Origin of the sequence: Methanobrevibacter sp. (assembly GCF_045646205.1) — an archaeon.
GTDB lineage: Archaea > Methanobacteriota > Methanobacteria > Methanobacteriales > Methanobacteriaceae > Methanocatella.
This window is the reverse complement of record NZ_JAZRKF010000039.1, coordinates 1-12,699: the sequence shown is the minus strand read 5'-3', so window position 1 is coordinate 12,699 and position 12,699 is coordinate 1. Positions and strand designations below refer to the sequence as shown.

Annotated in this window: 6 protein-coding genes; 1 reads left to right on the top strand and 5 read right to left on the bottom strand. The window is 35.0% G+C overall.

Features of this window, described 5'->3' with window-relative positions:
- Positions 1 to 6: 6 nt before the first annotated feature.
- On the bottom strand, positions 7 to 759 hold the full coding sequence (locus ACKI44_RS07620; protein WP_407423127.1) for a geranylgeranylglyceryl/heptaprenylglyceryl phosphate synthase: 753 nt from the start codon (positions 757 to 759) through the stop codon (positions 7 to 9).
- 112 nt (positions 760 to 871) lie between these two features.
- Positions 872 to 1,018 (bottom strand): 50S ribosomal protein L40e, encoded by a 147-nt coding sequence (locus tag ACKI44_RS07615; protein ID WP_058739021.1) that lies wholly within the window; start codon positions 1,016 to 1,018, stop codon positions 872 to 874.
- 237 nt (positions 1,019 to 1,255) lie between these two features.
- On the opposite strand from ACKI44_RS07615, the gene ACKI44_RS07610 reads away from it, so the two are divergent.
- Complete coding sequence (locus ACKI44_RS07610) at positions 1,256 to 2,299, top strand: acyltransferase (protein WP_407423125.1); 1,044 nt, start codon at positions 1,256 to 1,258, stop codon at positions 2,297 to 2,299.
- 2 nt (positions 2,300 to 2,301) lie between these two features.
- Here ACKI44_RS07610 and ACKI44_RS07605 read toward each other — a convergent pair whose 3' ends face one another.
- The 3 genes from ACKI44_RS07605 to ACKI44_RS07595 all read right to left on the bottom strand — a co-directional run bounded on the left by ACKI44_RS07605 (position 2,302) and on the right by ACKI44_RS07595 (position 12,696).
- Complete coding sequence (locus ACKI44_RS07605; protein WP_407423123.1) at positions 2,302 to 3,123, bottom strand: alpha/beta hydrolase fold domain-containing protein; 822 nt, start codon at positions 3,121 to 3,123, stop codon at positions 2,302 to 2,304.
- A 12-nt stretch (positions 3,124 to 3,135) separates the two neighbouring features.
- Entirely contained in the window at positions 3,136 to 4,587 is a 1,452-nt protein-coding gene (locus tag ACKI44_RS07600; RefSeq protein WP_407423121.1) for a sodium-dependent transporter, read from the bottom strand.
- A 270-nt stretch (positions 4,588 to 4,857) separates the two neighbouring features.
- Positions 4,858 to 12,696, bottom strand: coding sequence for a hypothetical protein (locus ACKI44_RS07595; protein WP_407423242.1), 7,839 nt, complete (start codon positions 12,694 to 12,696; stop codon positions 4,858 to 4,860).
- Between the last annotated feature and the right edge of the window lie 3 nt (positions 12,697 to 12,699).

The following is a 12,699-nucleotide window of genomic DNA, read 5'->3' as shown; positions in this document are numbered from 1 at the left end:
TGAAAACTACTCCATGGAAGCTTTTCTAATAGCTCCTGCAATCTCTTGAATTTTAGCTTTAACATCACTGGTTTCTTCTACAACCGTACCAGTGACTATAATATCCCCACCTGCTTTAGCTGCAGTGTAAGCTGCTTTAGCATCACGGATACCTCCACCAACAACAACAACCATGTCATCAGTAGCTCTTTTTGTGTATGCAACCATTTCAGGAGGAATAGGTTTATCTGCACCTGAACCTGCTTCAATATAGAAGAATCTCATTCCTAAAGATTCAGCAGCCATTGCGTAAGCGGCAGGTATTTTAGGTTTGTCTCTAGGTACTAATTTAGCGTCTCCTACCCAACCGACAGTTCCACCAGGTTCTGCAACCATATAACCCATAGGCAATATTTCAATTCCTGATTTCTTAACAGGAAGTGCACCAAGAGCTTGTGCTCCAATTATCCAATATGGGTTATTGGAGTTAAGATAACTCATAAAAAATATAGCATCAGCATATTTACTTACGCTGCTTGTATTTCCAGGGAATATAATTATTGGAACGGCAATGTTTTCAGACAAGATTTTACATGTTTCATTAACGCCAACATTGTCTACAGTTGATCCGCCAATCATAATACCGTCAGTTCCGCCCTCAATAGCTTCAGTTGCAATGTCTAAAGCTTCTTCAGGAGTCTGTTCATCAGGATCGATTAATGTGAAATGAACTTTCCTTTCTTTTAATATATCTTTGATATATGCTTCTACATTTTTCATGGAAATATTTTTATTTAAAATTATATATTAAATTAATGATTTTATAAATTAAAAAAAGATTGTAGTAAAAATTAGCAAAAAAATTAAAAAAATAGTAAAAAAGAGAATAAATCTATCCTCTTGGTTCTTTAGCTTTGTATCTTAAACCTTTGTAACCACATTTTCTACAAGTTGTTGCACCAGCAGGGTTACGAGCATTACATTTTAAGCAGATTTTAATATTGAACATTCTGTTTTCTGCTTCTTCAAACCTAGCCATTAATAACTCCTCCTTATAATAATGAAATCAAATTAAATAATCGTTATGAAGAAAATAAGATATTTCAATAATCATAACTATTAATAAATTATATTAATTTAATAGTATTTAAAGTTTTAGATATTTTCACTTATTTTAATGTTAATAACTGAGAATATTTTAAAAAAAGGACATATTAAACTATTTATTAAATTATTCACAAAAATTATATTATAAAATTTATGGAGAAAGAACTAGATGGCAAGAACTAGAATAGAATGGATTGACCTTGTAAGGGCAATAGCTATTTTAACAGTATTGTATATTCATGCAACCGATGGAATCTACATCATTTCATCCGATGCCATTGTTAATTACACATTAGCTTCAAGAATATTCAATTTCGCTTCTCTTTTTATTGGCCGTATAGGAGTTCCGTTCTTTTTAATGATAACTGGTTATCTACTATTGGACAGGACTTATGATGATTTAAAAACTCAGAAGTTCTGGAGTAGAAACTGTAAAGGTTTAATTATTGTTACAGTGCTCTGGACAGTAATTTATGCCCTATCACTCCAGTTCGTATTCTTAAACAGCAGTTCAATAAATCCTGTAGAGGCCGGAAACCTCTTTTTCAGCCACATGTGGTATATGCCGATGATTATTGGAATGTATCTTTCAATGCCGTTTGTTGCAAGTGCCCTTAAGCACTTCGATAAAAAAACCATATTCCAGGCGCTGGTTGTATTTTCCCTTTTAGCATTCCTAATGCCGTTTGTATCAACATTACTGGACATGCAGGGAATTCAAAATGTATCAATACAATACTGTCTTGGTTTCAGTGGTGGCGTTTATGGAATCTACATACTTTTAGGATATCTTGTTAAAAAAGGAATGTTCAAGGATATCTCAAGTGCAAAATTATGGATTTTAGCTATAGTTTCCTTTTTGATTTGCGTTGTCTTCCAGTACTACACATTCACAAGATCATACAATTTCTTCCTGTGGTATGAATTCCCATTCATCTTACTTGGATCATTTGCACTCTTTGAGCTATGTTCAAGAAAAGATACTGTAAGGTTTTACAGCGGCGTTCAAGTATTGTCAAAATATTCATTTGCAGTATTTTTAATACATAACCTCTTCAGATTACCGTTGCTTCCATTAGTGGTCATGATACCGGTTGCAGAACCTGTAAAAGCTATAATTTTATGGATTCTATTAATAATATTCAGCTTTGCTACAGCAGCAATAATCTATAGAATCCCTAAATTTGGAAAATATATACTCTATATGAGATAATCTTACATTATCTCCTTTTTTATTTCTTTAAAAGCAGTTATTGCCTCAGGCATTGGAAACATTGGATAAATATGAAACAATCCATTACCGACGATTAACCTCACATCAGGAGCATTCTTAACGTACTCTTCAATATCCTCATAAAAGATTTCATTGTCTCCGGCAAAGATTAATGTTTTTGGAAGGCCCTCATTATCCCCATAAAGAGGACTTACCAGGTAATCTTTGGTATCCAGATTTCCTGCCCATGATTTGCCGATTTCTCGAAGACCAACTTCACCCAAAATCGGATCGTTACTGCTGTCATAAACATTACTCATTGAAATATCGACCCACGGAGAAAATACGACAATGTTATTGGGCTGTTTTAAATCAATCGTTTTTAAGTATTGGCAAAAGGAAAGTACAAATCCTCCTCCGGCTGAGTCTCCCATCATTATAAGATTGTCATCGCAATACTCTTTATATAAATCTGTGATTAAATCAAAAGTTTCATCACAGGAATGATTTGGAGCCAAAGGATATGCGGGTGCCAAAACGTAAGCATTTAATCTTTTAGCCAGAAGCCAGCAGTATAAAAAGTGCTGATAGTTGATTTCATTAACATATGCACCGCCATGGATGAATATGATTGTTTTATCAGATGAGGCCCTATTTCCAAAGTGAAAGACTTCCATTCCATTAAAGTTAAAGCTTTTGAAAATACTTTTAGGCATTTGGTCTTCTTTAGCGGCTAAAAACTCATTGATTTTTTCTTGTGAATCCATATAATCCGGTTTTGTAGACATCAATATTTTTTCATATAATTTAGCTATAAATGACATTTTTCTATTTCCTTAAGCTTTTGAATTGATTCTGGTCAGTATTAAACTGAATATCAATACGACAACAGTTATTATTCCATAAACTGTGAGTTTAAATGGATCGGTACTTGAAATTAATTTATAAACTCCCATAACCCACATTACTATTAAAAAGATTGGCAATATGTATTTAACTATTAATTTCCAAAGTTTACCTACCTTAAATTTATTATTTTCATTCAATACAAGAATAATTGAATCAATATCATAAAACCAGGTAAAAACAATACATTGAATGGCTATTAAAATAATTATTCCAAAGGCATTCATGAATGAATCTACAGTTTCTACAAGATAACTTCCGCATCCTGTTGTAAATACAAGAGATAAAATACAGCCGATAATGGACAACAGAGTAACAGTCTTTTTACGAGACCAGTCAAATTTATGCAACGTGGAATTGACCATCGGTTCAAATATGCCTATGGCAGAAGTTATTCCTGCAAACAATATGGCGATGAAAAGAAGAGGGGCGAATATGCGACCTATTGGACCCATTATATTAAAAATCATTGGAAATACAATGAAGACAAGACCGGTTCCTTCTGTTATCAATTGAATCATCGGAGTTCCTGAAGTAAATGACATGTATCCTAAAACTGAAAATATTCCAAAAGCTGTGAAAACCTCAAATAAACAGTTGCATACAACAACAACTAACACATTATCTGTTAATTTAGCGTTATCCGGCAGATAACTTGCATAACTAAGCGCAATGGCCTGACCCAGACTTAATGAGAATACGATTTGTGAAAATGCAGCAAGCCAGATATTGACATCCGTCAGGCTGGACCAATCGGGATTCAACAGGGTAGCAATACCAATACCTGCTCCCGGAAGAGAAACTGAATATATAATAATGAATGCCATTATAACAAACAGAAGAGGAATTAAAATCTTTGAAACCATACCGATACCGCTATTTAAATCCTTATGGGATATGAACCATACTGAAAACCAAACCAATAACACCCCAGCAAGTGTCGGAAGCAAAATTGATGTGAAATTGGACAAATTAGAGCTTCCTCCAACGGATTTTACAAAGTAAAGTGCAGGGTCACTTCCCCATGAAAAATTAAAACTCGAAAAGAGATAAATCAAGTCCCAGCTGATGATTACAACATAATAAATTACTACGCCGAATACCAGAAGCACCAGAATCCATGATAAAATTTCAAACTTGGGATTAATCTTTTTAAAGATATTTGTAAATGAATCCCTGAATGAAAATCCTATGCCGTATTCTAAAATTAAAAAGGGAATTCCCATAAGAGCAATCGCAACCAGATAAGGAATGAAAAATGCTCCTCCACCATTGGAATACAGCACATAACTGAAACGCCAGATATTTCCAAGTCCGACTGCCGAACCAATCATTGCCAGAACAAATGAGAGCGGAGAGTCCCACTGATTTTTTTCCACCATAAGATTTTCACCAAAAATAAATATGATATAATTTATTTAATTCAGTATATAAATTTTTAAAAAATTAAAAAGCAGTCCCTATACATCTACATTACCCAGGTAAAAGAATTATTTTTTTATCAAGGATGTTAGCAAATTGATTTTATAGATAATAATTCATTGAAAATTAGTGACAAGTATTAAAAATAATTGGTCTAGATTTAATTAAAATGATAGAAAAAAAGTTATGAAAAAATGAATAAAAGTAGGAGTTCAAAAACCCCTACCTGTTTAGTCTTTTCTTCGAATTAAACAAATACCCGCAGACAATAAAACCATCAATAACATCATTATTGGGTTACCTGTTTCTTTTAATACTGCTTCAGCAGGAACAGGAACATCGGTTTCATTTTCTGCATGTTCGACAACTTCAACAGTTGCATTAGCAACAGTTGAGTTAATATCGACAATTCCTTGGTCACAAATAACAATTACATTATTGGTAATATTACCCGCTTTGGTTACCTGAACAACAATATTCAAGACTGCAGTTTCACCTGCGTTGAGGTTTCCTACATACCAAATACACAAAATAGGATCATAGTCATGTCCTCTGTCATCAGATACATATCTTAATCCATCAGGCATGTCCTCATATACAAGAACTCCTGTTGCATTAGTTGTACCTCTGTTGACAACAGTTATTGTGTAGGTAATTAAATCACCAACATATGCTTTTGTAGCGCTAACAGATTTGGATATTGAAAGGTCAACGTCCCTAAATTTAGCGTTAATTGTTATTTTAGTTTTACCACCATCAGGGTCCGTGTTGTCTTGGTCTGCTGTAACGTTAACAATGTTTGTAATCTCACCAGCTCTGTTAACTTTAACTTTAATGGTTAAAGTTTTACTTTCATTAGTTTTAAGAGAATCGATTGTCCAAACACCTGTGTTAGGATCGTATCTGCCTCCACCGTTGTCAGATACGTAAGTTACGCCATCAGGCAATTTGTCATTTACTACGATTCCGGTACCGTTTGACGGACCGTTGTTAACAACAGTTATTGTATATTCAATTTCATCTCCAACAAATGGAGTTGTATCGTTTGAAGTTACATTAACTTTTAAATCAACCAATGAATGAACCGTTAAAGTCACGTTATCATAGTTGTTGGTAAGATCTGAATCATCTTCAGCAGAAGACACATTTCCATCGACTGTTATGACTCCATCACGGATTACACGAGCTTTAATTGTTGCTGAAACCTCTTCATCTGCATTCAATGAATCGATTGTAAAGCTTCCATCCTCATTAACTCTTAATAAATCTGACAGGAAGTATCCTAAAAGATCGCCTGAAGAGAATATGATATCTTCGGAGTCGATTGAGATTATTTCCAATCCGTTCAAGAAGTCTTTGTTTAATTTACCGACGATACTTGTTGCGGTTGATGGACCATTATTCCTGACTTTCAAAGTAAGAATAATTTCTCCATTAATGTCTGGAGTTGTATTATCAACGCTTAAATCGATAGCAACGTCAACGAGGTCTTTGACATGTATTGGAACATCACCGGTAGCATTTGTTTTGTTTTCATCGCAAGTAACATTAACGGTGTTTGTTAAATCGCCGCTGCTTACAGCAATACATACAACTTCAATAGTGATATTTTCATCTGCAGCTAATTTTGAAACGGACCAGGTTACTTTGTTACCAACTACAACACATTCAACATTACTAGAGACAAATTTCAAACCGGTAGGTAATTCATCAACGATAATAACGTTGTTTGCATCGCTAGGACCATTATTTGAAACAACAATATTGTAACAGACTTTGCCTCCAACATATATATTGGAAACATTAGCAGTTTTAACAACAGTTAAATTAACAACAGGGTCAATATCAATTTTTGAAGTGTTTGTTTCGGAAGTTGAATTCTCATCGCATGTGACATTAGCAGAGTTAACAATAGAACCTGCAGTTACTGCGGTTACTTCAACATAAACACTTACTTGTGATTTTCCAGCTATCTTTTCAATTGTCCATAATACATTTTGACCATCATTTACATAAGTACCGTTGGCTGAAACAAATTTCACACCATCTGGCAATACATCTCCGACTTTTACGTTAGTAGCATTACTTAAACCATTGTTTGTTACTGTAATTGTAAATCTGATGTTTTCTCCAACATATACTGCAGTTACATTAGCAACTTTAGCAATGTCCAATTGAACATCCGGATCGACAGTTACGTTATCACTAGTGCCGTTTACAGGAGTCTTGTTCTCCTGAGCATAAGCACTGACGACATTAGCAAAAGTACCATTAGTCAAAAGACTGACAACAACATAAACCTCAGTAGACTTTCCAGCCTCAATATTACTAATTAACCAAGTTACATTACGTGTAGCCGCATCATAAGCTCCACCGGATACATATCCAAATGCGGCATCTAAAACATCACTGACAACAACGCCAGTAGCATTAGATAAACCGTTGTTTGTAACTTTAATAGTAAACTTAATATTTTCTCCAACTACAACAGAAGTAACATTAGCAACTTTACTTATATCCAATTTGACATTAGGATCAGCAGTCACATTATCACTTGTGCCATTAACCGGAGTTTTATTCTCATCAGCATAAGCACTAACAGTATTTGTAAATGTACCATTAGTTAAAACGCTGACAACAACATAAACATCCTCAGTTTTACCTGCTCCAATATTACCAATAGTCCAAGTTACGGTACGTGTAGCTGCATCATAATCTCCACCGTTAATATATTTGAATGCAGCATCCAATTTATCGGTCACGACAACATTAGTCGCATTGGATAAACCGTTATTAGTAACTCTGATAGTAAATGTAATGTTATCACCGACGATAACGGAAGTCACATCAGCAACTTTAGTTACATTTAATTTAACGTTAGGGTCAACAGTTACATTATCACTAGTACCTTTGACATCAGTAGTATTTTCATCGCAGTGCGCAATGACCGCATTAGTGAAGTTACCTGCACTTAAAGCAGTAACAGTAACGTAAACTTCTTTGGATGCATTTGAAGCAATGCTGTCAATAGTCCAGGTTACAGTACGTGTAGCCTCATCATAAGCTCCACCGGAAACATATCTAAATGCAGTATCCAAAACATCACTGACAACAACGTTGGTTGCATTGGATAAACCATTGTTAGTGACTTTAATGGTAAACTTAATGCTGTCTCCAACGATGAGTGAAGTAACGTTAGCAACTTTAGTAATGTCCAATTCAACATTAGGTTCTACAGTTACATTGTCACTGGTCTTGTTAACAGGAGTCTTATTCTCTTTACTGTTAGCAAATACGGTATTTGATAAGTTACCAGCACCTGTTACATTCACACGAAGAGTAACGGAAGTGAAGTAACCTGAAGCGATCTTATCAATAGTCCAGGAAGCATTACGTGTATTTACATCATAATTATCTGCACCGGAGACATATTCAACACCTGCAGGCAAAATATCCCAAACTTTAACGTCAGTTGCGTTGGATAGACCATTATTGACAATAATGATTGTATATTCTATTGTATCACCGACAACAGCCTCAGTTACATTAGCAACCTTGTCCATAGTCAATTCAACATCATAGGTAACAGTTACATTGTCACTGGTCTTATTGACAACAGTATCATTTTCAGTACTGTTAGCAAATGCAGTATTGGATAAACTGCCAATGTCTGTAACATTAACAATGAAAGTAATTGTTGTTACGTGACCTGCAGCGATCTTATCAACAGTCCAGGTAGCATTACGTGTATTTACATCATAATTATCTGCACCAGAGACATATTCAACACCGGCAGGCAAGATATCCCAAACTTTAACACCTGTAGCATCAGATTTACCATTGTTAGTAATAACAATAGTGTATTCTATTGAATCACCGACAACAGTCTCAGTAACATTTGCAAATTTATCCATTGTCAATTCAACGTCATAGGTAACAGTTACATTGTCACTGGTCTTATTGACAACAGTTTTATTGTCTTCACTGTTAGCAAATACTGTATTTGATGCATTACCTGTTTTAGTTACGTTTACAACAAGATAAACTGACTTGGATTCACCTGAAGCTATATTACTAATACCCCAGGTAACATTGCGTGTTGATTTATCATATCCGTCAGCACCGGAGACATATTCCATGCCTTCAGGCAGGATATCCCAAACGTAAACCCAAACAGCATCAGATAAACCATTATTCTTAACTGTAATAGTATACTCTATTGAATCACCGACAATAGCCTCAGTAACATTAGCAACTTTAGTAATATTCAGTTCAACATTAGGACCAGCAGTTACATTATCACTGGTAGTGTTAACAGGAGTCTTATTCTCCTGAGAGTAAGTGCTGACAGTATTGGCAAAAGTACCGTTAGTTAAAACTTTGACAACAACATAAACCTCAGCAGACTTACCAGGCTCAATAATTGGAATAGTCCATGTCACATTACCTGTAATCACATCATAATTTCCACCGTCGATGTGTTCAAATGCTTTATTTAAAACATCATAAACAACAACGTTAGTTGCATTGGATAAACCATTGTTAGTGACATTAATGGTAAACTTAATCCTGTCTCCAACGATGACTGAAGTTACGTTAGCAACTTTAGTAATGTTTAATTCAACATTAGGAATAACCGGTATGTCATCACTGGTAGCGTTGGAAGGAGTTTTATTCTCATCAGCATAAGCAGTGACTGCATTAGCAAAAGTACCGTTAGTTAAAACTTTAACAACAACATAAACCTCAGCAGACTTACCGGCCTCAATAGCAGGAATAGTCCAACTTACAGTATGCATAGTCTTATTATAAACTCCACCGGAAACATATCCGAATGCAGCATCCAAAACATCACTAACAACAACGTTGGTTGCATTGGATAAACCATTGTTAGTAACATTAATGGTAAACTTAATGTTATCTCCCACAACAGCGGAAGTAACGTTTGCAACTTTAGTAATGTTTAATTCAACATTAGGATCAACAGTTACATTGTCACTGGTAGTGTTAACCGGAGTCTTATTCTCTTTACTGTTAGCAAATGCAGTATTTGATAAGTTACCAGCAGCAGTTACATTGACAACAAATGTAATTGTTGTTACATGACCTGCAGCAATCTTATCAACAGTCCATGAAGCATTACGTGTAGCCTCATCATAATTATCTGCACCGGAGACATATTTTACACCAGCAGGCAAAATATCCCAAACTTTAACGTCAGTTGCATTGGATAGACCGTTGTTCTCAACAGTAATAGTATACTCTATTAAGTCACCGACAACAGCTTCAGTAACATTAGCAACTTTAGAAATGTTTAATTCAACATTAGGATCAACAGTCACATTGTCACTGGTCTTATTGACAACAGTTTGATTGTCTTCACTGTTAGCAAATACAGTATTTGATAAATTACCTGCACTAGTTACATTCACAACAACAGTAACAACAGCATCACGATTTGGAGCAATCCTGCCAATAGTCCATGAAGCAATACGGGTAGCATTATCATAATCGTCAGCACCGGAAACATATTCAACACCGGCAGGCAATATATCCCAAACTTTAACGTCAGTAGCATTAGATAAACCATTGTTTTTAACTGTAATTGTATATTTTATTAAGTCTCCGACAACAGCAGAAGTAACGTTAGCAACTTTAGAAATATCCAATTCAACATTAGGAATAACAGTTACATTGTCACTGGTAGTGTTAACAGGAGTCTTATTCTCATCAGCATAAGCACTGACAACATTAGCAAAAGTACCATTAGTTAAAACACTAACAACAACATAAACCTCAGCAGACTTACCAGCCTCAATACCAGGAATAGTCCAACTTACAGTATGCATAGTCTTATTATAAACTCCACCGGAAACATAAGCGAATGCAGCATCCAAAACATCACTAACAACAACGTTAGTTGCATTGGATAAACCATTGTTAGTAACATTAATGGTAAACTTAATGTTATCTCCCACAACAGCAGAAGTAACGTTAGCAACTTTAGTAATGTTTAATTCAACATTAGGATCAACAGTTACATTGTCACTGGTAGTGTTAACCGGAGTCTTATTCTCTTTACTGTTAGTAAATACAGTATTTGATAAATTACCTGCAGCAGTTACATTCACAACGACAGTAACAACAGCAGGGTGATTTGGAGCAATATTATTAACAGTCCAGGAAGCATTACGTGTAGCCTCGTCATAATTATCTGCACCGGAGACATATTTTACACCAGCAGGCAAAATATCCCAAACTTTAACGTCAGTTGCATTGGATAGACCGTTGTTCTCAACAGTAATAGTATACTCTATTAAATCACCGACAACAGCTTCAGTAACATTAGCCTTCTTACTGACAGTTAAGTTAACAAACGGATTAACGGTAATATTGTCTGAAGAAGCGTTTACATCTGTCTGATTCTCATGACAGTTAGCGGTTACATTGTTTACAAAAGTACCATTGGATAAAGCCTTAACGGTAACGTTAACCTGAGTTGAACTGCGTGAAGCTACTTTATCAATAGTCCATGTAACAGTACGTGTTTGATCATTGTAAGTACCTCCTCTTACATGGCCGAAAGCAGCATCTAAAACATCTGTTATGACGACATCTGTAGCGTCAGATGTACCGACATTACTTACAGTGATTGTAAACATGATTTCGTCACCGACTTTAACTTCACTTACATTTGCAGACTTATTAATTTCTAAAACTGCAAATTCACCGATAACAATAACTTCAGTACCGTTTGATTTGGTTTTATTCTCATCGGAATAAACAACAGCAGTATTGTTATAGGTACCTTCAAGTTTAGCTTTTACAATAACGTAAACTTCAGCGGATTTTCCTGCAGTAATGTTATTAATAGTCCATTCCACAGTGCGTGTTTGTTGGTTATAAATACCATAATCAGTATTGTTAAATTCAAACGCGTCGTTGAGTTTATCGGATACTTTAACATTGGTTGCATTGGAAAGACCAGTGTTTGTAACGGTAATTATGAATTTGATATATTCACCTAATTTAACTATTGTAACATTTGCCTCTTTAACAACATCCAAATCAACGTAAGGAATTACAGTAATATTTGTAGTTCCATTAGTTTCTGTTTTGTTTTCTTTTGAAGTGACCACAGCAGTATTGTTGAATTTACCGTGATTTTTAACTTTTACAACAACTTCAACACTGACTGGAGTGTTAACGGCCAAATCACCAATATTCCAAGTGACCACACCGTTTTTAAAGACACCTCCTTCAGTAGCATTGACAAACTCAAATGCTGAATCAAGGGTATCATTAATTACAACATCTGTAGCGTTAAAGGTTCCGATGTTAGTCACGTTAATTATGAATTTAACTTCATCACCGACTTTAACTTCACTGACATTGGCGGATTTACTTGCATTTAAAATCACGGTTCCTGAATTGACATCATCTGACTTATTGGTAACTGTTGTCTTATTCTCATCGCTGTTAACGGCAACGGTATTTACAATTTTACCTGCAGCCTTAACTCTAACAACCAAATTCAAAGTAGTTTCAGCATTAGGAGCAAGAGAATCAATTCTCCAACCATTTGAAACAACAGTATTATAATTAGGGCTAGATTCAGCAGCAATAACCTCAACAAGATTGCTATCAACAACATCAGTCACGTTAATCGCAGTAGCATCAGATAAACCGATGTTTTTAACTGTAATAGTATAATTAAGCTTATCACCAACAAGAACAACGTCCGCAGCAGTTACGTTAACAGTCTTATTAATGGTAAATTTAACAAACGGATCAGCATCCACATCAACAGAACTATTAGTCACGTTAGTATCATTCTCTTTAGAAGTAACATTAACACTATTAGAAATAGTACCGTTTCCGATAACTTTTACAACTAAATATAAAGTAGTGTCTTTTCCAGTCGCAAGGGATGAAACAACCCAACCATTAATACTGGAGTCATAACCAGGAGTCGTTTCAGTGTAGTCAATTTCAACAAGTTTAGTATCAATAACATCAATCACTTTAACGTCAGTAGCATTGGAAAGACCTTTATTAGCAACAACAATAGT

Excerpts from the sequence above, each read along its gene's own strand:
- ACKI44_RS07610 (WP_407423125.1), top strand. The coding sequence starts at position 1,256 with ATGGCAAGAACTAGAATAGAATGGATTGACCTTGTAAGGGCAATAGCT.
- ACKI44_RS07605 (WP_407423123.1), bottom strand. The coding sequence starts at position 3,123 with ATGTCATTTATAGCTAAATTATATGAAAAAATATTGATGTCTACAAAA.
- ACKI44_RS07600 (WP_407423121.1), bottom strand. The coding sequence starts at position 4,587 with ATGGTGGAAAAAAATCAGTGGGACTCTCCGCTCTCATTTGTTCTGGCA.
- ACKI44_RS07615 (WP_058739021.1), bottom strand. The coding sequence starts at position 1,018 with ATGGCTAGGTTTGAAGAAGCAGAAAACAGAATGTTCAATATTAAAATC.
- ACKI44_RS07620 (WP_407423127.1), bottom strand. The coding sequence starts at position 759 with ATGAAAAATGTAGAAGCATATATCAAAGATATATTAAAAGAAAGGAAA.